General features: G+C 64.4%; 23 protein-coding genes and 1 pseudogene. 4 read left to right on the forward strand and 20 right to left on the reverse strand.

Annotated elements, in window-relative coordinates:
* Positions 1-345: 345 nt before the first annotated feature.
* From BMZ43_RS23030 to BMZ43_RS23070, 8 genes are all read right to left on the reverse strand, one after another.
* Positions 346-945 (reverse strand): S26 family signal peptidase, encoded by a 600-nt coding sequence (locus tag BMZ43_RS23030; RefSeq protein WP_023114176.1) that lies wholly within the window; start codon positions 943-945, stop codon positions 346-348.
* On the reverse strand, positions 942-1466 hold the full coding sequence (locus tag BMZ43_RS23035; protein ID WP_023103957.1) for a DUF2840 domain-containing protein: 525 nt from the start codon (positions 1464-1466) through the stop codon (positions 942-944). The genes BMZ43_RS23030 and BMZ43_RS23035 overlap by 4 nt, the downstream gene beginning before the upstream one ends.
* Complete coding sequence (locus BMZ43_RS23040) at positions 1463-1747, reverse strand: hypothetical protein (protein ID WP_023114175.1); 285 nt, start codon at positions 1745-1747, stop codon at positions 1463-1465. The genes BMZ43_RS23035 and BMZ43_RS23040 overlap by 4 nt, the downstream gene beginning before the upstream one ends.
* Entirely contained in the window at positions 1744-2382 is a 639-nt protein-coding gene (gene parA / locus BMZ43_RS23045) for a ParA family partition ATPase (RefSeq protein WP_031636931.1), read from the reverse strand. Before parA ends, BMZ43_RS23040 begins: the two co-directional genes overlap by 4 nt.
* A gap of 253 nt (positions 2383-2635) precedes the next feature.
* On the reverse strand, positions 2636-3493 hold the full coding sequence (locus BMZ43_RS23055; RefSeq protein WP_023103960.1) for a replication initiator protein A: 858 nt from the start codon (positions 3491-3493) through the stop codon (positions 2636-2638).
* A 26-nt stretch (positions 3494-3519) separates the two neighbouring features.
* A complete protein-coding gene (locus BMZ43_RS23060) occupies positions 3520-3801 on the reverse strand; it encodes a helix-turn-helix transcriptional regulator (protein ID WP_003107109.1) in 282 nt (93 codons plus the stop codon).
* Positions 3802-3884: 83 nt separating this feature from the next.
* Complete coding sequence (locus BMZ43_RS23065) at positions 3885-4655, reverse strand: DUF2285 domain-containing protein (protein WP_033878703.1); 771 nt, start codon at positions 4653-4655, stop codon at positions 3885-3887.
* 309 nt (positions 4656-4964) lie between these two features.
* Positions 4965-5315, reverse strand: coding sequence for a DUF2958 domain-containing protein (locus tag BMZ43_RS23070; RefSeq protein WP_023103962.1), 351 nt, complete (start codon positions 5313-5315; stop codon positions 4965-4967).
* A gap of 240 nt (positions 5316-5555) precedes the next feature.
* Here BMZ43_RS23070 and BMZ43_RS23075 point away from each other — a divergent pair, with 240 nt between their 5' ends.
* Positions 5556-5861: a helix-turn-helix domain-containing protein gene (locus BMZ43_RS23075; RefSeq protein ID WP_023103963.1), complete on the forward strand. Its 306-nt coding sequence runs from the start codon at positions 5556-5558 to the stop codon at positions 5859-5861.
* Between the two features lie 63 nt (positions 5862-5924).
* Here the strand turns inward: BMZ43_RS23075 and BMZ43_RS23080 are convergent, their stop codons facing one another.
* The 11 genes and pseudogenes from BMZ43_RS23080 to BMZ43_RS23140 form a co-directional block, all read right to left on the reverse strand.
* Complete coding sequence (locus BMZ43_RS23080) at positions 5925-6239, reverse strand: DUF736 domain-containing protein (RefSeq protein WP_023103964.1); 315 nt, start codon at positions 6237-6239, stop codon at positions 5925-5927.
* Between the two features lie 1069 nt (positions 6240-7308).
* Positions 7309-7518: a hypothetical protein gene (locus BMZ43_RS23090; RefSeq protein WP_031636935.1), complete on the reverse strand. Its 210-nt coding sequence runs from the start codon at positions 7516-7518 to the stop codon at positions 7309-7311.
* A gap of 197 nt (positions 7519-7715) precedes the next feature.
* A pseudogene (locus BMZ43_RS23095) lies at positions 7716-9050 on the reverse strand (ParB/RepB/Spo0J family partition protein); the annotation flags it as partial.
* A 79-nt stretch (positions 9051-9129) separates the two neighbouring features.
* A complete protein-coding gene (locus tag BMZ43_RS23100) occupies positions 9130-9954 on the reverse strand; it encodes a DUF932 domain-containing protein (RefSeq protein ID WP_019396530.1) in 825 nt (274 codons plus the stop codon).
* Between the two features lie 708 nt (positions 9955-10662).
* Entirely contained in the window at positions 10663-10941 is a 279-nt protein-coding gene (locus BMZ43_RS23110) for a hypothetical protein (protein ID WP_031637040.1), read from the reverse strand.
* A gap of 38 nt (positions 10942-10979) precedes the next feature.
* Positions 10980-11330, reverse strand: a complete 351-nt coding sequence (locus BMZ43_RS23115) for a DUF2958 domain-containing protein (protein ID WP_031637043.1) — start codon at positions 11328-11330, stop codon at positions 10980-10982.
* A 268-nt stretch (positions 11331-11598) separates the two neighbouring features.
* Positions 11599-12909: an MFS transporter gene (locus tag BMZ43_RS23120; protein WP_031637045.1), complete on the reverse strand. Its 1311-nt coding sequence runs from the start codon at positions 12907-12909 to the stop codon at positions 11599-11601.
* 9 nt (positions 12910-12918) lie between these two features.
* Complete coding sequence (locus BMZ43_RS23125) at positions 12919-13176, reverse strand: metal-sensing transcriptional repressor (protein ID WP_003111693.1); 258 nt, start codon at positions 13174-13176, stop codon at positions 12919-12921.
* Positions 13177-13259: 83 nt separating this feature from the next.
* A complete protein-coding gene (locus tag BMZ43_RS23130; protein ID WP_031637048.1) occupies positions 13260-13652 on the reverse strand; it encodes a hypothetical protein in 393 nt (130 codons plus the stop codon).
* Positions 13653-14004: 352 nt separating this feature from the next.
* Positions 14005-15069 carry a PDDEXK nuclease domain-containing protein gene (locus BMZ43_RS23135; protein WP_031637050.1) on the reverse strand — a complete coding sequence of 355 codons (1065 nt, stop codon included), beginning with the start codon at positions 15067-15069 and terminating at the stop codon, positions 14005-14007.
* Entirely contained in the window at positions 15066-16265 is a 1200-nt protein-coding gene (locus BMZ43_RS23140; RefSeq protein ID WP_023114164.1) for a tyrosine-type recombinase/integrase, read from the reverse strand. The genes BMZ43_RS23135 and BMZ43_RS23140 overlap by 4 nt, the downstream gene beginning before the upstream one ends.
* Before the next feature lie 376 nt (positions 16266-16641).
* On the opposite strand from BMZ43_RS23140, the gene BMZ43_RS23145 reads away from it, so the two are divergent.
* Entirely contained in the window at positions 16642-17322 is a 681-nt protein-coding gene (locus BMZ43_RS23145; protein ID WP_093257023.1) for a heavy metal response regulator transcription factor, read from the forward strand.
* A 226-nt stretch (positions 17323-17548) separates the two neighbouring features.
* Here the strand turns inward: BMZ43_RS23145 and BMZ43_RS23150 are convergent, their stop codons facing one another.
* Positions 17549-17851 carry a hypothetical protein gene (locus tag BMZ43_RS23150; RefSeq protein WP_037064001.1) on the reverse strand — a complete coding sequence of 101 codons (303 nt, stop codon included), beginning with the start codon at positions 17849-17851 and terminating at the stop codon, positions 17549-17551.
* 319 nt (positions 17852-18170) lie between these two features.
* On the opposite strand from BMZ43_RS23150, the gene BMZ43_RS23155 reads away from it, so the two are divergent.
* Positions 18171-18467: a hypothetical protein gene (locus tag BMZ43_RS23155; protein WP_017641168.1), complete on the forward strand. Its 297-nt coding sequence runs from the start codon at positions 18171-18173 to the stop codon at positions 18465-18467.
* A 114-nt stretch (positions 18468-18581) separates the two neighbouring features.
* On the forward strand, positions 18582-19361 hold the full coding sequence (locus BMZ43_RS26295) for a hypothetical protein (RefSeq protein WP_143075323.1): 780 nt from the start codon (positions 18582-18584) through the stop codon (positions 19359-19361).
* Positions 19362-19376 lie beyond the last annotated feature (15 nt).

Below are 19376 nucleotides of genomic sequence, written 5' to 3' on the forward strand. Positions count from 1 at the left end.
CGCTCCGTGCCGCGCCACCCCATGTGCAGACTGGCTTTCGACGCGGCCCGGTGCCGCGTCCTTTTGTCTTGCCTTCCGCCTTTGCCCCTCGCTGGCGCTCCGGGCAGCGGCGGCCCGGCGGTGCTGCTGCGCGAGCAGCCAGCGCGCCGGCGAACGCGGCGACGGCCATAGGCCGGGCGCGTTCGAGGCAAGACGCCTGCACGTTGGACGGCTGCGCCGAAGGCAGCGCGAAGTGCGGTGCGAATGCACCCGCACTGCACGCGCGACGACACGGCGACGGCCAGCAGAGCGACACGCCCGATGGCACGACAAGATGCACGGCAACGTGCAGCGAGTCGGCGGCCATCATGGGCGGGATTCCAGCCAGACTGGATGCGCGACCCCGATCACGGCGGATGCGCTGACCGGCCCGAAATACCGGCTGTCGAACGACGCCGGGTTGGTCACACTCAAGAGGAACAGTTCGCCGGATTCGAGGCGGCGGCATTGCTGCCAGGATGGCAGCGGCCGGCCCCAGCGGTCGGCAGGCAGCACGGCGGCCGAAGGCACGCCGTCGATGCGGACGACGCGGCCAGTGCTGCACACCTCCTGCGGCGCGACGGCGCCCACGCGCTTGAGCAGCGGCACGCGCGCCGGCAGGTAGCCGCGCTGCGCGGCCAGCGCGGCGGCGTCTGGCGGCAGCGTGGTCAGGACGATGCTGCCCACGGACAAGGGACGTGGCGGCGAGTCGGTGCCGTGGCCTTGCGGATCGACGCGATACCAGCCGACCGCCACGCTGTCGGACGGGTTGTAGATCAGGCGCGGCAGCGGATGCACGAAGGACGCCCAGGCGAGCGCAGCGAGGCCGCAGGCGGACAGGCCCGCCAACACGAGGCGAGCGCGCAGGCGCGAGCGAGGATGCGGCGGGATGCCGGTTGCGCTGGCAACGGCGGATGGAAGCGTCATGGCAGCGTCCTCCCGGTTAGCCAGGCAGCGTGCCGCTCGGCGGTGTATTCGGGCAGCGGCAGGCGTGCAGCGAGCCGGTTGGCGAGCGTGCGCCAGTACGCGGGCGAGACAGCGGCGGGCGCGATGCCCAGCGCCTCGATGGCGTCGATGCACTCCAGCACCGCGCGCACCTGGTTCTCCCCTTCGGCGTGGAGCAGCAAGCGCGCCCCCGGCTGCACGCCGGGGATGCGCTGCGCGGCATCCAGCGGCGTGCAAGCCTGCATCACCATGAGCTGCCAACGCACAGTGCCGTAGTCGTTGGCCTGCCAGCGGATACGGCACAACATGGCGCCCGGCAGGAACACCGCGCAACGGCGCCAGCGGTCGAGCTGGTGCGTGCGCGCAGGTTCGCCGAAGCGCAGGTAGAGCTTGAAGCGTGGTTCGATGTAGGCCAGCGCCACGCGCGTCAGCGGCGCGCTGGCAGGCTGGCCGGCAAGTGCAGCCGTAGCCGCGCCAGCGGCAGGCGAAGCGGATGCAGTCATGGTGCGTTCTCCCTGCGGTGCTCTGGAAACTCCCGCTCCAACAGGCCACGCAGCAGGTCGGCCACGGTCACGCCTTGCGTGAAGGCCGACACCTTGATGCGTGCCCGCATCGCGGGCGTGATGTCGAGAGTCAGACGGGCGGTGTAGAGGTCGCCCTTGCCCAGCGCATCGGCGTCGCCCTGGCGAATCCACGCCTCGGCGTGCGGATTCGCGGGCGGACGCGCGCCGATGCCGACGCGCTTTGCCGTGCGCTTGCTGTTCGATGGCGGCTTCGCGGTCATGTCGGCCACCGCAGCAATTCGTCCACCAGCGCAGTGATTTCGCGTGCGGCGGCGCTGTCGGGTGCCGTCTCGCGTGCAAGCCGGCCAGCGGCCACGCTATCGGCGAACACGATGCGCTGATGCACTTCCGCGCGCAGCGCAGGAAGCGGCTGGTCGGCGAGTGCCTGGCGTGCTTCGCGCCCGATCACGGTGGTACTGACGCGCCGATTGATGACGAAGGCCGCGCGCAGCGCAGGCCGAAATACCTGCGCCTCGCGGATCACCGCCACCATCTCGGCGCTGGCCCACAAGTCGTAGGGGCTGGGCTGCACCGGGATCAGCACGCGCTCGGCCGCCAGCAGCGCGGAGCGCGCCAAGGCGGCGATGCGCGGCGGGCCGTCGATGATGACGTGATCGGCCCGCCTGGCGAGTTCCGGCGCCTCTTGGTGCAGCGTTTCGCGTGCGAGGCCCACGGCGCTGAACAGCCGTGGCAAGCCTTGCTGGCTTCTGCGCTGCGTCCAGTCCAGCGATGAGCCCTGCGGGTCAGCGTCCAGCAGGACGACGTGCTGGCCGCGCATCGCCAACTCGCCGGCGATGTGCGTGGCGAGCGTGGTCTTGCCGACGCCGCCTTTCTGGTTGAGCAGTGCGACGATCATGGCCTGGCCCTCCATGCTGGAAAGCCGGGCTTTTGCTGCTGCGTTTGTGGCCGCGGGGTGGTTGTCCACCGCAGCGGCGTTTCCCTACTAAAAGTTAGAGAAACTAAGTTAGGGAAGTTAGAGGACGCGCAAGCCCAGTGCTGGCGCGGGTTTGCGGCCGATCGGCACGCCTGATAGCACGATAGTCCCACGCCTGATAGCACGATACCCCGCACGCCTGATAGCACGACACCATTCACAGGCTTTCCCGGAGTTATCCCCGTGCCGTCTGCGGCACGGGCCGGAACGTCAGCAGTTCCATGCCGTTGTCGGGCATCCGCTCGATGCCCAGGACGTAACCGGGCAGCGACTGCCGCGCGACGAGCGCGCGCAGATCGCAGGCGAAGTCGTAGGGCTTCGCGGTGCTGCCGGACTTCTGGTGCAGATAGCGAAAGTCGAACTGCCAGCCGTATGCCTGCTTGCCGCCGTGCTTGCGCACCAGGCGGTACAGCCACCGCTCGATGCCGCCGGTGAGCCGGAAATACGCCGGGTCGATGGTCAGCACCAGCGCAGCGTCGAGCACGCCGGCAAAGAACCAGTCCGGCAGGATCAGCTCGATGCCCAGCGGCGTGCCGCTGGCATCGGCCAGTTCCTTCCATTCGTTGATCCACGAAAAGCGGTGCAGGCGCCGGCCTGTTGTCTCGCGGATGGACGTGGCCACCGTGGTCGATTGCAGGCGATCCAGCGCGGCCTTGAGGCGCTGGTAGTCGCGCAGCGACTTGCCGCGTCCGATGAAGCGCAGGATCTCGTAGGGCGTCGCGCGCATCAGCCGCGACGGGCGCAGGCCCGCGTCCTTCGCTTCCACGATCTGCGAGGCCGCCCATATCAGCACGTCCGCATCCCAAATCGTGGCGATGCCGTGCTCCTGCGTGCCCTCTACGCGGATCGTCACGTTGCCCGCGCGGAAGTCGATGGGTTTGACCCGCTTGGACTTGCCGAGCGAGAAGAACGGATAGGCCATCAAGTCCTGGCTGTCGCGCGGCGCCATGTCGCCGGGCAAGGCGCGGAACAGGTCGAGCTGTTCGCGCTCCTGCAACGACCGCTGCCGGAACGGCAGCGCGGAGCTGGACATGGTGATGGCCTGCCGCGCGCCGCCGATCAGCGCGCACGGCTGTCGGCCGAGTGGTGCTCGGCGTACTCGGGATCGGAAGTCGTCTCGAAGCTGCGGTCGGCGGCCCAGGCATCGAGGTCGGCCACGGCGTACATGACGCGCCGGCCGAACTTGCGAAAGCGCGGACCACCACCGATCACGCGCTGCTTTTCCAGCGTGCGCGGCGACAGCCGCAGGTACTCGGCGGCTTCGTCGTTGGTGAGATAGCGTTGGGGCTGCGCGGCAGCGGTCGAGACAGTGGCGGCAGGCCGCAAAGGAGCGGGACGCATGGTGCGAACCTCCATAGCTTTCAAAGCTCCGGCCACACAGCGCAACCGGATGGAGGCAGTCTCAGAAAACCAAGCTGTCCTGCTCAGGGCCGTTTTGCGTCGTCCTCAAAACGACCCTTCTCAAGCGGCGGAAGCTGTGCTAGGCGGCGATAGCCGCCGCGCATCAGCGCATCGCCGCGCCGTACCAAGCGGCGTACCTTGGAGCGCAGGCCGCCGTCGCTGTACCAATCGGCTGCGGCATCGCCGCCGAACAAGCCTTCGGCCACCTCGCGCAAGGACGCACCCGCTAGGGTTGCGTCGAGCGCCTGCAAGGTGTGTAGCTCAAGCAGCGCGGCGGGTGCCGGCCTGGGCTTCGCAGAAGCCAGGGCCGCGCCGAGCGCACGGTTGCGCGCAGGTGCGGCGGCGCCGCCGCGGCGGGCATAGGCGACAGCCATCCCGTCTTCCAGGCCGGGCGCCAGCGCGAAGCGCAGGCAATGACCTGGGCTGTGCGCCATCAGCGCCAGCCCTTTGCCGTCATGGAGCAGTTGCTTGTGCCCGGCAATGCGCCAAAACGTGAACGCGGGAGCATACTGCGGCGGATCGGCGTCGGGATAGAGCTGCACCACGGCCACATGGCCGGGCAACCAGGCTGGATGAGCGTCGCGCGCATCCAACGCCGGATCTTCCAGCAGGCGCAAGCCCCAGCGATGCGCCGCCTGCTGCGCGGCTTTCGGCCGGCGATGATGGCGCAGCCAGTCGAGCCGGTAATCGGGGTTTCTGCGCAGATATTCCCAGGCCGTCCCAAGGTCGTCCAAGTGCAGCACGTACAGATACGCGGCAGTCGGATACCAGTGCTCGGCGCTGCGATCGACCATGACGCAACCTCCCTGCGAACAGGACTGGCCGCGACAGAAGAACTACGTGCTACATCGGTGTCATCAGAACGAAATGGGTTAAGGGAATAGTTGGGCTGTCAAGTCCGACTGGCTCCGATGCGTTGCGGTATTCGTCTCAATGCTGCGGCGGCAGCGTCCCTCCCGTGGGACGCCGTACAGGCCAGCCTGCCGCAGTCCGCGTCAGGCATCATGTCCGTTTGGATCAGACTGGCGCGGCTACGCCGCAAGAATCTCGATTGAGACCTGCCCGGTATGACACCAGACTGAAAAAGTCACAGTAGGCTGTGTTCAGTCCGGGATAGCCCCGTCGCGCTCGGCCAGCCGGGTGTATTCCGACAGCGTGCGCGTGGGCCGGAAGTAGCGGTCGCGCATCACGGGCTGCTGATGCGGCCCGACGATGCCAGCCAGCTCGGACAGCTTGACGGTTCCTTGCGCCGGCATTCCGATTCCCAGGTCGATGAGGCCCCAGGCGGTGTCGCCATCGGCGGGATCGAGTGCGGCCAGCAGCCAGGTCACATGCGCGTCCGGCGTGAACAGCCGCACCACGGGCACCGGGTCGATGGCCTGGCCAGCGGCACGAGCCTCGCCGTTGGCGAGCAGTTGCGCGCGCTCCGGGACGGTGGCGAGTGGCTGGGGCATGGTTGGCAATCCCACAAATCCAATGATGCACGGATGCGGTTTCACGCCCAAGCGCAGAACCGCCAAACCGGATTTACGCCTTCGTGTGCAAGCACGGATGCGCTTGCGTGGCTTTGCTGGAACCAGCAAATGCGGATTTCCGTAAAGGCACGAAAACGTAGAACACCAAATGAACACTATAGATTGTAGCCCTATAGGGCGCAATGGGCTGTCATCTTGGTTTTTCGAGGGAAACCATAGGTGGCGGCTGGGAACTCATTGGCGAAGGCGTTGAAGACAGTCAGGAAGGCGCGTGGCTTGAGCCAGGAAGCCTTCTCTGACGTGTCCAGCCGCACCTATATGAGCACCCTCGAACGCGACCTGAAAAGCCCGACCCTGCATAAGCTGGCCGAGCTGTGCGAGGTGATGGAGATCCACCCGCTCACGCTGCTGACGCTGGCCTACGCGGGCGACAGCCCGCACAAGGCCGACGAGCTGCTGGCGCAGGTGCGCCGGGAGCTGGAGGCGGTGCTGAAGGAGCGCGGCGCGGCGAAGCCGCGCGCGTGACGTGGTGATGTGCTGCGAACAGCAGCACAGCGCCCCGCCGCGATGGGCGGGGCGCTGCGGCGGTCACGCCGCCTGGGGCTTGCTGCGCGACCAGATCAGGTCGTGCGTACCGTCCTCGCCTTCGATCAGGCGGGCATAGACCGGAGCCGGGAACGAAGGATCGTCGAGGGTCACGGACTTGTATTCCCGCCCGGCCTCGCTGGTCTTGTTCCACGCCGCGCCGATGTCGTGGCCGGCGGCCTGGAGGCGGAAGTCGGGGGCGTTCTCGCTGCTGCCCTTGTCGTTGGGAACCAGCTTGACCTTGACGTTGAGCGTCAGGGTGCGCAGCGTGCCGGTGAAGCCGTCTTTGTCTGCGGTGAAGGTGCCGATGTTGGCCATGATGATTTCTCCTTTCGGTTGAACAAGGTTCGCGCCCATCGCGTCCTTGTTGTGATCCGGCCGGCGGGGGACGGGCTGGCTGCACCGCTTGCGGTCGAAACGCAGTGGAGAGCCGGGAGGCGAAAAGAATTTGCTGCGCGAGGAAGCCGCGCAGCGGCGGGGAAATTGTTTTCGCCGGACGGTTGCAGCCATGAAGCCCGAGGCGCAGCCGCGCCCCCGCCAGGATTCACAACGAGACAAGGACGCCTTGGGCCGAACCGCTCCGAAAGGAGATGGGGCCGACTCGGCATCCCCGCCCGAAGGCTTCTCCGGCTCGCCCGCTGACGCGGGCCAGGTCAACCCCGCAACGACAGGCGAGAACGCCCCCGCCATACCTTGCGGCGCCGGTCTTGAGGCGTGGCGTGGAAGCTCCATAGCGATACCGGGCGGGTTGTCCGTGAACCGTCCTTCGTGACGTGATGGGCAGGAACCGCCAGCGTTGAGGACGGCACGCACCTGCACAACCTGCCGCAGCAAGCGCCAGCGTGTTCGCCAGCGTCCCGTCCATCGCGGCGGGACGTTGGGCGGGCCGATCCGGCGCAGCCGGTTCGGCAGCATCGAGGGGCGCCAAGCATCGCGCGGCGGGGATAGCTCGCAGGGCTTTCCCCTGGAGGCAAGCGAAGCGCGCAGCGCCGCAGGCGCGAAGGCGTGAGGGATTGAAGCCGAATGGCCGTGACGGCAAAGACGGCACGGGGCGTAGCCCGAAAGCCCGGCGGCGCTATGCGCCGACACGCCCAGGCCGTTCCAGATTTCTAAGCAGGAAACGCGGACATGCCTCTGATGAAATGGGCGCGGCCCTACGCTGCGAGGTATGCACGCGGCAAGCCGAAAACCGCTGGTGATTCCCGCGCACGGCGGGCGCTACGGCTTGCAGACCCATACGGGCCTGCCATTACCGGGCGGGAAGCCCGGTCACGTCAACGCCGCCGTCTGAGCTGCCGCGAGGGCGGCGGCGTGCCGATTCGGCTGGTGGCCTTGAACACCGGGCGCGGCCACTGCCGCGCCCGGATTTTTGCGGTGCTGATCGCGGTTATTCCTTCGTCTCGATGAGCCACCACACGGCAGGCGGCAAGGCGCGGCCCGTGATGGGGTGAATGTCGGTGAGGTCGGCGCAGGCCGTCCAGCCCGAGGGCGGGCGGTAGCCGCGCACGTCGCCATCGCCGTTCCAACGGCGGGCGCGTACCGTGCCAGCGGCGTAGATCGCCGCCATGCGCGGGCGGCTAATGGTGGTGCGGGTCATGGGGGCTTCTCCTTCCAGCGAAGCGCCCCGGTCGAGGCCGGGGCGCTTGCCTTCGGCGCGGGTCAAGCGGCCAGCGCCTCGGCGGGTTCATCCGCCATTGCCTCGGCATCCTCCGTGGCGTCCTGCTCCGAGCCTTCTTCCTGCGCGGCATCCTGCGGGCCAGCGGCCTTGAAGATGGCGGGCATCCAGCCCGAGCCATCGGCCAGGCTTGCGGCCTTGGGCGCGTCGGCGTCCTCGTGCTCGTCGTTGGCGGATTCGCCTTCGGTGCTGTCGAAACCGCGCCGCAGCTTTTCCAGCGTGCGCAGCGCCTTGGCCTCGGCTTCGCGCAGCAGGCCGCGATGAATGGCGGCTTCGCCGTTGCGGTCGATGGTGACGATGGCACCGGCCACCTCGCGCACTTCGGGGGTGTAGCCCTGTAAGGCGTCCTCCGCGTCTTGCAGTTCCCCGACCACCTGATCGCGCCGCTGTTCCAGCTTCTCGGCTTTGGCTTCGTCCTCGGCGTCGCAGGCTTCTTCCAGTTCGCCGTCGATCTTTTCGAGGCGGGTTTCCAGCGAGGCGATGCGGCGGGCCTCACGGGTGGTCGGCTCGCGACGATGGCGCGGGGCGTTCTGGAACGCCTGCCGTTCCTCGTAGGCCAGATGCGGCACGGCCTCCACCCATGCCCACCCCTCGGCGCGCACGTCCTCGGCCAGCGTTGCCAGCTTGTCGCGCACCAGCGTTTCCAGCACTGCGGTATCGGTGAGGTAGGTTCCGGCATCGCCTTCCGCGAACAGGTCACGGCGGATGCCGCCGCCTGCCTGCCGGTAGGTGTCCAGCCCGACGAAGCGCACCAGCGCGTGCGTGGCGTCGATTTCGCGCTCGGTCAGGCGCTCGCGCAGCTTGGACGGGCTGCGCTGCCATTCCGGCGCACCATAGAACGCGGCTTCCTGCGCGGCGTGGTCGTCGGTGATGGTCAAGGCCATCAACTGTTCCAGCGTGACGGTTCCGGCGCGATAGTCGGCCATCAGGCGCGGCGCGATGTGGGCCAGCTTCAAGCGGCGCTGCACCACCAGCGGGGACACGCCGAAGTCGGCGGCAATGTCCTCGATGGGCCGGCCTTCCTTGACCAGCGCGGCGAACGCCTCGAACTGGTCGGCGGGGTGCATCTGCTCGCGCATCAGGTTTTCCGCGAGGCTGACGGTGCGGGCCGAAGCATCGGGCACCAGCAGGCACGGCACTTCGTAGTCGGCGGGGATGCGCTTCTTCTTCGCCAGCAGCTTCAAGGCGGTCAGGCGGCGATCACCGGCCACCACTTCGTAAGCCTCGCCATCGGCGGAAAGGATGACGATCAGGTTTTGCAGCAGGCCGATGCGGGCAATGCTCGCGGCCAGTTCGGGGATGGACAGGCGCGGCATCTTGCGGGCGTTGCGCTTGGAGCGGCGCGGCAGCAACTGCGACAGCGGAACCAGAATCAGGTTCTTGGACGGGTCGGCCATTTCCAGCGGTGCGGCGGTTTCGATGGCGGCGATTTCGGTTTTGAGTACGGCGTTCATGGTGATAACTCCTTGCGGTTAGGGATGCAGCAGCGAGAGAAGCGGCAAGGGCTGCTGCCTGCCCCTGCCGCGTGGGGATTCAGGCTTTCAACTGGCGCAGGCCATCGGCCAGCAGCCACAGGGCGCGATTCAGGCGCACGCTTTGGTCGATGCCCTGCACGGGCCGGGTGGTCTGGCGGCGGCCATTCGCGGCGCGGGCGGACAAGCCGCCTTTGGTCAAGTTCTCCTGCGTGCGGTTGAACACGCTCCACAGGTCGCGGCGGTCATCGTCGTGGCGGCGCGGCATCAGGATTTGCGATTCCGTGATGGGCGCGGGCTTGTCCTCGTCGTACTTCAACGCCAGCGCAGCGCGGGCGAACACTTCCGATTCCCCGGCGTCGAGCGTGATGGCGCGCATGGCATCGCGGGATTCCTGCGCCCGGTCGAAGCCGTGCAGGACTTCGTAAGCGCCTTCGATGACGTGCCCGGCTACGTCGCCCTTGTGCGGCACGCGCACGTCGGCCACGGTGTCGCCGCAGACAAGGCCATTGCTGCAAACGAAGCGGAACATCCCGGCCAGCATCTGATAGCTACTGGTGCCGTCATGGGAGTTCAGCAGGATGATTTCGTTGGCCTCGCGGCCGTTGATCTGGCTGGCGTGGCGCAGCCGGATCATGTGCTTGGTGTAGTCGCGGCGGTCGTCGTGGCGCACGCGGGTTTGCGTCACCATGAAAGGCTCGAAGCCTTCCCCGCGCAGTTCTTGCAGCACGGTCGCGGTGGGGATGTAGCTGTACCGCTCGGAGCGGCTTTCGTGTGGTGCCTCCGCGAAGATGGACGGGGCCACTGCCCGGATTTGGTCATCGGACAAGGGACGTTCCGAACGCAGCACCGGGGAACGGGAAGCGAAGCGGGATGCGAGTTGCATGGCATTTCTCCTGACAAAGAAAAAAGGGTTTGCTGTTCACCGCACACCGGATTCCTAGATTCGGAGCCCAGCCTTTCGGCTGTTTGGTGCGGTCGGCACGAGGAACCCGGTTGGCCCTGTTGCCACCGTCTTTCCTGAGTTCATCGCCCGCGACGGTCAGGAGCGCGCGGACGGGGGCCGTCAAGGAGGCAAGCGCAGGGTTGGTGCGGCCCGCAGCGAAGCGAGGACACGGCCCTGCGCGCCTTGACGGCGCACGGGCGCGGGCTACAGTCGCGGACAAGGTGATGAAGTCAGGGGAGACGGCTGGACATGGCAACGGCCCCTCAACACGCCGATCGCACGGCAAGCGAAGCGCGCAGGCCCGGATCTAGGAATCCGGGCCGGAGGCGTCAGCCGAGCGGAGCGAGGGAACGATGGAAGCCCGAATGGGGCGAGACGCCGCAGGCGGCTCGATGCGCTACGCGCACGACAGCGCGACCGGCCATGTTTCTTGGCCGGGGACGTCCGGACTTCAAGGCTCGATGCACAAGCTCATGCGCCAGTCATCGGGAAACAGGTTCGACAGCGACTGCCGTGGTCTGGCCGATCCGGCGCAGCCGGTTCGGCGGTCTTTGAGGGGCGCCAAGCATTGCGCGGCGGGGATAGCCCGCAGGGCTTTCCCCTGGAGGCAAGCGAAGCGCGCAGCGCCCCGGAAGGCGCGCGAAGGCATCACGCCGAGTCGTCAGGGCGCAGGCTGGATTCCGCAGCCGGCATCCACGGCGATGACGAGTCCAGCAGGTAGCGCGCACCGCGCGCGTACAGACCCGACAGCCCGGTGGGCCGGTAGAACCCGGTGACGCGGTGCCGGAACTGTGCGCCGTATTCGTTGGTGTAGATCACCGCGTCGCCGATCTTGAAGCGCAAGGGTTGTCCGTTCTCCGGTGCGAACGGCTTGAGCGCATCGTGCTGCGCCGTGATTTCGATGATGTAGTCGTGGTGGCTGCTCATGGCATTGAGGAGCGCCTTGCGGCGCTCCCAGGGCCGGGTCAGACAACGATTCGTCCGGCCAGCCGCGCATCGCGCGCGTAGGCGCTCAATCGCTTCTCGGCCCGGAAAGACAGGTCGCGCTCGATCGGCAGGCCCAGCCCGCCGCGCACCGTCGCCAGCTCGCCCAGGCTGACCCAGCCGATTTCCGGTGCCCCCAGGCCCAGGTCGCATAGACCAAAGGCGTGGTCGTGGTCGTCGGGATCAATCTCGGTCAGCAGCCAGGTCGCGCCGGCGTCCGGCGTGAACAGCTTGACCACGGGCGCCGGATCGAAGTCCGCGTTTTCCAAGGATTCGCGGCCGTTGGCCAGCAGCACGATGCGCTGCTCGTCAGTGATGAGTGCGTTGTTCATGGTGAACTCCTGAAAGGTTGCCGGGCGGAATTGCCCGACCCTTCCGGGGCACGGCGCAGCGCAAGCAGTCAGGGGTCAACGACGGCCGCCAGGACGCAAGCGCCATCGGCGCGCAGCCCTTGACGGCGAGAACGCCGTGGCACGATGAAGGGGACAGCAAGACGGCCTCCCTCGCACCTCCACGCACGGGGTTTTTGGCAAGCGAAGCGCGCAGGCCCGAATAGCAATCCGGGCCGGAGGCATCAGCGATGTGAAAGGCGGGCAGTTCTTAAATGCGCGCCCAGTCCCGGTGCAGATCGTCAACGATCATGGGATGACGATGCCCGCCTCGGTCTGCATGTTCGCGCAAGTGAGGATGATCTGGCGGTAGATCAGGGTGATCGTGGGCGATGTCGGAAGAATCACTAGCGGGCCAGAGCCACAGCGCCAGTCCCACTCCGACAAGACCAATCAGCGACATGATGATGAAGGTCGATTGCAGCCCAAAGGCAGCGCCGAAGCGACCGGCCAAGGGATAGCAAATGAGCCAACACGCATGGGACAGGGCGAATTGCGCGGCAAAGACCGCGGGGCGATCCTCGGGATGAGCGGAGCGGCGCAACAGCCGGCCGGAAGGTGTTTGCGCCACGCTGTAGCCGAAGCCGACCACCAACCAGATCACCACCAGAATGGCATAGGTCGGAATCATTGCCCCGGCTGCCGTTCCCACAACCAGCATCGCCGCTCCCGCAATCATGACAGGTCGATCAGCAATCTTGTCGAGCAGGCGAGGCAGCGCGAAGGCCGCAACCATCGACCCGCCTCCGAAGGCCGCCAGCGCCCACGCTACCTCGGATTCGCCCAGCCCGAAGCGTGCCTTCACGATGACCACCGTGTTCACGATCACCATTGACCCCGCTGCTGCCACAGCGAGGCTGATCGCCAGCAGACCCCGAAGGCGCGGCGTGGCGAGGTAAATGCGCGTGCCCCGCGTAGTGCGATCCCATATGCCACGACGCGGGCCGGGAACGGTTGTGGGAAGCCTCACGCTGACCACAAGCGCGGCTGACACGAGGAAGCCGAGAACCGTTCCGGCAAACAGGTTGTGGAAGCTGATGACCGTCAGTAGCGCGGCGGCCAGCATCGGGGAGATCAGGCTTTCCAAATCGTAGGCCAGCCGGGAAAGCGACAGTGCTTTCGTGTACTCGTCTTCGTCGGGAAGGATGTCCGGGATAGTGGCTTGAAAGGTCGGCGTGAAGCCTGCGGACGCCGCCTGCAAGACGAAGATCAGCAGATAGATTTGCCAGATTTCGCTGACAAAGGGCAAGCAGAGCGCAACGGATGCTCGTACTAGGTCAAGGGCAACGAGCAACGACCGTCGCGGCAGCCGGTCGGCGAACGCCTGCGCGACCGGGGCGACTCCGACATAGGCCAGCATCTTGATTGCGAGTGCCGTCCCGAGTACCGCGCCGGCATTCGCCCCGGCCAGATCGTAGGCAAGCAGGCCAAGGGCCACCGTCATCAGGCCGGTGCCGACAAGCGCAATCACCTGAGCGGCGAACAGGTGACGATAGGTACGGTTCTTCAGGACGGAGAGCATCGGCGGGCCTCAGAGCAGTTTGGTCAGTGCCTTCATTTCGGTCAAAACGGAGTCTTCGTCATGGGCCAGGCAATGGTCGATGTGGTCGTGGATCAGGACGCGCTTTGCGGCCGTCACCGCGCTTTCCACCGCCGCGAGCTGGCGGGCGATGTCGAGACAGGATTCGCCACTTTCGATCATCCCTATGACGTGCCGAAGATGACCATCGGCGCGTTTCAGCCGCTTCACGAGATCGGGATGGGTTGAGTGCTTGTGTGTCGCGTTCATGTGGCAATTGTATCCCCCCTGGGGGGATATGAAAAAGTGCGCCGCCCGCGAAGGAGCGACGCACCGAAGGCCGCACGACGCAATCAGCCCGCCGCCGGCGCTGTCATCGACTGCAACTGCTCGATCACGCCAGGCTCAACGAACACGCAAGCCTGCTCGTCCGCGATCGGCACGTTGAACACCTGCGCGAACACCGTGCGCCGCAGATGGGCCAGCCGGCCCGTCCGGTATGCCTGCTCGGGCTTCATGCGCCCGCCAGCCTGCGAGCCGCTGCGCTGCGGATCGCATTCGATCAGCGCGACAAAGCCATCGTCGGCCAGCTTCTGATGCTCGGGGCACAGGCCCCAGCCGGTCGCCGTGTGGCGCTCCATGCTCGCGCGCAGGCGCTTGTCCAGCAGGATCGCGCCGGTGTCGAACGCCGTGCCGCAGACCAGGCAAACGTGCTGTTCGAGGGAAACGTGTGATTTGTCGTTCATGACGGTTCTCCGGTTGCAAGGGCGGAATTGCCCGGAACCGTCGCCCTCACGGCGCAGCGCAGCAGTCAGGGGTCGCAGACGGCCGCCAGGACGCAAGCGCGCAAGGCGCGCGCAGCCCTTGCACGGCGAGAACGCCGTGATACGGTGAAGGGACACAGCAAGACCGCCCCCTCACACCACCCCACGCACGCGGGTTTTTGGCAAGCGAAGCGCGCAGGCGCGGATCAGCGAGCCGGGCCGGAGGCGTCAGTGATGGAAGCCCGACAGGGGCGAGACTCGCGCAGCGAGGCTCGATGCGCAGCACGACAGCGCGACGGCGGCACGCCGGGACGCCCGACTGCTTGAGACAGGACTACTCGTTGTCGGTCTTGCGCTGCTCGATCTGCAACTGCGCCCGTTGCGTTGCTTGTTGCAGCCGCTCCACTAGCACGCCCCTCGGCGGCAAGGCGGTCAGGTACTCGGCGACGTGGATGCCCGACTTGTCCAACTCCAGCAATTCGATCTGCTCGCGCTTCTTGCCGGTGCAAAGGATGATCCCCAGAGGCGAGGCTTCCTCCGGCTCCCGTTCGTGCTTGTCCAGCCAGCGAAGATAAAGCTCCATCTGTCCCTTGAAAGCTGCCTTGAACTCGCCGACCTTCAACTCCACTGCCACCAGCCGCCGCAGCTTGCGGTTGTAAAACAGCAGGTCGAGGTGGAAATCCTCGCCGTCGATCTGGATGCGCTTCTGCCGGGCCACGAAGCTGAAACCCGCGCCCAGCTCCAACAAGAACGACTCCATTTCGCGGATGATCGCCGCCTCCAAGTCGCCTTCTTGCCAAGTGTCCCGCAGCCCCAGGAAGTCGAGGATGTAGGGGTCGCGCATGATCAGGGCGGGCGACATGCGCTGCGCATCGCGCATCTTCGCCAACTCCTGTGCGATCGTCTCGCCCGGCTTTTGAGACAGCGCCGTGCGCTCGTACAACATCGAGTCGATGCGCTCGCGCAGCGTCCGCACGCTCCAGCGTTCGGCGCTCGCCATCTGTGCGTAGTAGTCCCGCTGGAGCGGGTCTTTCAGCGGGATCAGGGCGATGAAGTGCGTCCAGCTCAATTCTCGTATCAGTGATACGAGAATCTGCTCGTCGGGGAAGGTGGCCGCGAACTGCACCATGCGGCGCAGGTTCTGCTCGGCAAAGCTGCCGCCGTACTCCTTCACCAACTGCGCCGCCAGGGTGGGCAGGACTTCCTTGCCATAAGCGCCCCGGCGCCCGTCCAAGACCTGCGTGCGGATGCGCTGGCCGATGCGCCAATAGAGCATCGTCAGCTCGCTATTCACCGTCGAGGCGGCGCGCTTGCGCGCCGCCTCGATCAGTGCCCGAATGTCGCCCAGCAGCGCCGAAGGCGCTGCGGACGATGCTGCGGATGACCGGCGCGTGTTCATGCCGCCGCCTCCGCAAGCTGGCGCGCGCCCGTGATGGCCTGGCGCCGGCTGGCCACCAGTTCGGCCGCATCGCGCACCGGCTTGTCCTCGGTGTGGACGTAGTGCATGAACATCGCTACGGTCTTGTGGCCCGTCAGCTTCATGCCCACTTTGGTCGGCACGCCCGAATTGGCAATGTCGGTCGTCGAGCGATGGCGGATGCCGTGCGTGCCGACGTGCGGGACGCCGGCGGCCTTGAGCACCCGGCACCAGCCGCCATAGTGCTCGCCAAAGGTCAGGTGCTTGGCCGGGTCGTTCGGCGATGGCAGGACGTAGGGGCAGCCCTCCCGGCGCGGCGCCGTCGAAAGCAGCCGATAGGCTTCCTCGCTCATGGGCTTGGAAATGCCGCCGACCTTGCTGTCGGGCCACACCACGCGCCGGTTCTCGAAGTCCAGCCAGCTCCATTCGAGCGGGCAGATTTCGGAGCGCCGGGCGGCGAACTCGAATTGCAGCCGGATCGCCAGCGGGATGACGTAGTTCTCCAGCCCCTCCGCCTCCAGCTTCTCCAACTGGCGGAAGATCCGCACCATTTCCTCGTCCACGATGAGCCGGGTTTCCTTGCCCGGCGGGTACATGGGGACGTGGCGGCACGGGTTCGTGCCGTCCGGGCGGTAGCCCCACACTTCGGCCAGGTTGAACATCTTGCGCAGCACGCCGAAGGTCTTGTTCGCCTCGGTCGGCTTGTAGGCCAGTTTCTCCATCAGCCCGGCAATGTCGGGCCGCTTCACGTCATGCACCTTCTTGCGGCCCAGCAGCGGGATGATGTTGCGGTCTATGACGCCCTGATAGCCGTCCTGCGTGCTGGGCTTGTTGCGCTTCTTGGAGTAGTCCTCCATGAACTTCTTGCACAACTCGGCCATCGTGGGCGCCTTGCGCGCCTCGGCCTTGGCGCCGCCGGGGTCGCCGCCCCGGCGAACCTCGGCCAGCCAGTCCTGTGCCTTGACTCGTGCCTGTTCGACGGTCAGCTCCCCGTACAGCCCCAGCGAGGGCTTGCGGGGCTGGCCGGAGTTCGTGCGGTACTGGAGCATGAACACCCGGCGGCCGGTCGGGGTAATCTTGCACAGGAAGCCGGGCACCACGGTATCCCGCAGTTCAACATCCTTGGCCTGGGGTTGGGCCGACTCCACGGCGGTCTTAGTGAGCTTGATCTTTGCCATGATGACTCCTCGGAACAACCCGGATTCCAGGAGCCAGATAGGAGCGGCGCGAGGGAAAACCGGGTCAAGTTTCAGAAAGCACCGGCATATGATGGACGCGCGTAAGTTATTGATAAACCTGCTGTATCTAGCTACGGCGCAGTCCAGCGAACTACCGGGCTGGAGTCATCGTGAAACAAAAAAAGGCGCCATTTAGGCGCCGATAGGCCAAAGGAGCGTGGAAAGGCCAAAAAGCAGAGTGTGGGAGCAACTGCTGATGTAGACGTTAACGCTACAAGCTGTCAGACAGATGATGCGAGCATTACGTTTCTGTAAGGTACTGGCTGCACGCCCTGACAATCGGCACACTGTTCCAAATGCCGGAGGGAATACTTTCATGAAGCTTCTTGTTGCTGAAAACGAGCCGAAAACAGGCACCTACCTACAGCAGGGGCTCTCAGAGGCAGGCTTCACAGTCGATAGAGTTGAAAACGGGACCGATGCTGCTCAGCACGCGCTTCATACCACATACGGCATGCTCATCTTAGACGTGATGATGCCTGGCCTGGATGGGTGGCAGGTTTTACAGAAAGTCCGCGCTGCCGGTAATGAGGTTCCCGTGCTCTTTCTCACCGCCCGAGACGGGGTTCAGGATCGAGTAAAGGGATTGGAGTTGGGCGCTGATGATTATCTCATCAAGCCGTTTGCCTTCTCCGAATTGCTAGCAAGGATCCGTACGTTGCTTCGCCGCGGCAATAATGCTCCCAACCAAACAATACTCAAACTCCTCGACCTTGAGGTCGATCTGCTCAGGCGTCGGGTTACGCGATCGGGGAAACGAATAGACCTAACTGCAAAGGAATTCGCTCTTCTTGAGCTATTACTTCGGCGTCGCGGGGAAGTGCTCTCAAAGTCACTTATCGCCTCCCAAGTATGGGACATGAATTTCGACAGCGATACCAATGTGATTGAGGTGGCGGTACGACGGCTGAGAGCAAAAATCGATGATGAGTTCGAACCTAAGCTCATACAAACCGCGCGTGGGATGGGCTATTTGATCGACGCGCCAGACCGCTAGGGATGGTCTGAAGTAGACCATGTATTTCTGGCTTGCAACTGAAGCTGATTGAGCATTCACCGCTTGCCAAAGGCGGTGCGGATAGCCATGAACCGTTACCGGGGCCAGAAGCAGACACGCCTTAACTTGGGCGGGCGTCAACTGAGCAACGCCGCCGACGGACTGGATTTGTCAGGGTCGCATCGTCGTGAATGAGATGCTACGAACCGGTCTTTGGCCGGCATACTCAACCTTCGGCCCAAAAATCATCCTTGCGCACCAAACCGAACTCATCCTGATTGGTGTCAAGATCATCATCAAACATGGTGTTAACCATTCGCTCCCGACGTAGCATGGCCAGCGTTCGGAAAAAGCAGGGCTCGCAGAGGTGAACCTCATAACGCTCACCATCATGCTTGGAACCATAGTTCCAACACGCTTGAAGAACGCCAAACTGCTGGCCATAGCCCTCAATACTTGTGCTTTGGCAACAAGCGTCACAGGTAACGTCTGAAGTCGTTTCCGTTGGCTGCATTGCAACGTGCCGCATGATCCTCACCTCCGAGGAGAGAAAGTTTACAGCTGCCATCGAGCCCACATTCGAGACCGAAAATGGAAGATGTCGCGAAGGCCGCCTCGAACCATCACTGGGGAGAAAGATATCTTGAGATTAATTGGGGGTGGGCGAACATGCGCAAGCATGTGAGAGCAACACAAAGCCTAGAAATCAAACATTTATGGTTTGAATGTCTTAATTTCTCCGTTATCTCGTCATGCTTCCATAAAAATCCCCATCATGGAAAAGGCCCGATAAATCAATCAGGTAGGAGAGATGTGAGTGAATTTTCCCCTTATCTCGGCATGGCCCCATGACCAGCTACAGCTTCAAGAAACGAGCCGGGACCGATACTAGCGACCCCGAGTTCGTGCTTCAGCACTGCGGGAAACCGACACGCGTCCAGATCCAGGATTCATCCAGCTGGGGCGGCGCCTATGCGGTGTCAGTCGATCATCTGGACGACGAGGCCGAACCGCATCTCCTGTGGGTGGCCCTGTCAATCGCAAGCTTTGCTGAGGCGGCGCGTGTGGCTATCGGCCATTTCGAGGCGAACCTTCTCGCACGCGATCAAGCAGCGGCGCCTGGCGCAGAGCTTGGCTCGCCTTAGCGGCGGCCCATAACACGGAGGGAAGGGCGCATCAGCGGCGCGAACGGCGGCTTAGCGACCCTTGCGTTTTTGGGACCTGCGATACCATAGGTCTATCGAATCAGGAGGTGCATCATGCATCCGATTATCGCTGGTGAATTTCGGAAAGCCGAAGCTCTTTTGGAGGGATATCTCAAGCTACCTTCGTCGGCAGTGAGTCTGGAAAAATTCGAGATTGATCGATTTAGTAATATCCCTCCATCAATATCCCGCACAGTTGGTCGGCTCAAGGCGATAGCCATGGAGTCATATCCGACTCAAGAAGAACTTGCTTATGTTATCAACGCGGTTGACTTTTTGGAGCAAGAGACTGCCAAACGCTGGAGTAACTTCTTTCGTCATCGTATAGAGAAGCTTGAGAGCAATCTAAAAGAGAGTGCAGCACGTTCTCTTGTGCGGCATGGTATCGCTATACTCGGCACTCTCTACGGCGTTGTCTACTGCAATAGCAGTAAGATGGACCATGACCAGTACTTATACTTTGCAGTAATGGCCTTGTATGCGGTAGCTTCTTTCGGCACTGCCACCAACTCGAAGTTGAGTAGTGGGAGAAATGTGATTTTGCTTTCAGCGACGCTGCTCGCTAGCTGCATCGTTATCGCCATTGCCTATCATCCAGGCATGTCGGCCTTATTGCTATCGCTAGCCAGCGCGCTAACATTAGTGATGGACCTTAAATGCAAGTCAGGTAGCAATAGCATAAATCATTTTCCTGACGCACTGGATGACAGGTTCACTATTGACCATACGGTACTTGCTGACCCCTACACACCAAGCATCGCGAGAAGCTCGGAAGACGTACAGCGAAATATGAATTATGGGACAGAAGTACCTGCACCCGACCGTTACCTTTGATAAAAGGCTGCTTTC

Source organism: Pseudomonas sp. Snoq117.2 (assembly GCF_900110545.1).
Classification (GTDB): domain Bacteria; phylum Pseudomonadota; class Gammaproteobacteria; order Pseudomonadales; family Pseudomonadaceae; genus Chryseomonas; species Chryseomonas benzopyrenica.

Coding starts and splice junctions, on each gene's coding strand:
- BMZ43_RS23155 (WP_017641168.1), top strand. CDS start 18,171: ATGACCAGCTACAGCTTCAAGAAACGAGCCGGGACCGATACTAGCGAC.
- BMZ43_RS23100 (WP_019396530.1), bottom strand. CDS start 9,954: ATGCAACTCGCATCCCGCTTCGCTTCCCGTTCCCCGGTGCTGCGTTCG.
- BMZ43_RS23065 (WP_033878703.1), bottom strand. CDS start 4,655: ATGGTCGATCGCAGCGCCGAGCACTGGTATCCGACTGCCGCGTATCTG.
- BMZ43_RS23130 (WP_031637048.1), bottom strand. CDS start 13,652: ATGAACGACAAATCACACGTTTCCCTCGAACAGCACGTTTGCCTGGTC.
- BMZ43_RS23035 (WP_023103957.1), bottom strand. CDS start 1,466: ATGACTGCATCCGCTTCGCCTGCCGCTGGCGCGGCTACGGCTGCACTT.
- BMZ43_RS23150 (WP_037064001.1), bottom strand. CDS start 17,851: ATGCGGCACGTTGCAATGCAGCCAACGGAAACGACTTCAGACGTTACC.
- BMZ43_RS23060 (WP_003107109.1), bottom strand. CDS start 3,801: ATGCGTCCCGCTCCTTTGCGGCCTGCCGCCACTGTCTCGACCGCTGCC.
- BMZ43_RS23120 (WP_031637045.1), bottom strand. CDS start 12,909: ATGCTCTCCGTCCTGAAGAACCGTACCTATCGTCACCTGTTCGCCGCT.
- BMZ43_RS23080 (WP_023103964.1), bottom strand. CDS start 6,239: ATGGCCAACATCGGCACCTTCACCGCAGACAAAGACGGCTTCACCGGC.
- BMZ43_RS23030 (WP_023114176.1), bottom strand. CDS start 945: ATGACGCTTCCATCCGCCGTTGCCAGCGCAACCGGCATCCCGCCGCAT.
- BMZ43_RS23055 (WP_023103960.1), bottom strand. CDS start 3,493: ATGTCCAGCTCCGCGCTGCCGTTCCGGCAGCGGTCGTTGCAGGAGCGC.
- BMZ43_RS23140 (WP_023114164.1), bottom strand. CDS start 16,265: ATGGCAAAGATCAAGCTCACTAAGACCGCCGTGGAGTCGGCCCAACCC.
- BMZ43_RS23145 (WP_093257023.1), top strand. CDS start 16,642: ATGAAGCTTCTTGTTGCTGAAAACGAGCCGAAAACAGGCACCTACCTA.
- BMZ43_RS23135 (WP_031637050.1), bottom strand. CDS start 15,069: ATGAACACGCGCCGGTCATCCGCAGCATCGTCCGCAGCGCCTTCGGCG.
- BMZ43_RS23070 (WP_023103962.1), bottom strand. CDS start 5,315: ATGCCCCAGCCACTCGCCACCGTCCCGGAGCGCGCGCAACTGCTCGCC.
- BMZ43_RS23040 (WP_023114175.1), bottom strand. CDS start 1,747: ATGACCGCGAAGCCGCCATCGAACAGCAAGCGCACGGCAAAGCGCGTC.
- parA (WP_031636931.1), bottom strand. CDS start 2,382: ATGATCGTCGCACTGCTCAACCAGAAAGGCGGCGTCGGCAAGACCACG.
- BMZ43_RS23090 (WP_031636935.1), bottom strand. CDS start 7,518: ATGACCCGCACCACCATTAGCCGCCCGCGCATGGCGGCGATCTACGCC.
- BMZ43_RS23115 (WP_031637043.1), bottom strand. CDS start 11,330: ATGAACAACGCACTCATCACTGACGAGCAGCGCATCGTGCTGCTGGCC.
- BMZ43_RS26295 (WP_143075323.1), top strand. CDS start 18,582: ATGCATCCGATTATCGCTGGTGAATTTCGGAAAGCCGAAGCTCTTTTG.
- BMZ43_RS23125 (WP_003111693.1), bottom strand. CDS start 13,176: ATGAACGCGACACACAAGCACTCAACCCATCCCGATCTCGTGAAGCGG.
- BMZ43_RS23110 (WP_031637040.1), bottom strand. CDS start 10,941: ATGAGCAGCCACCACGACTACATCATCGAAATCACGGCGCAGCACGAT.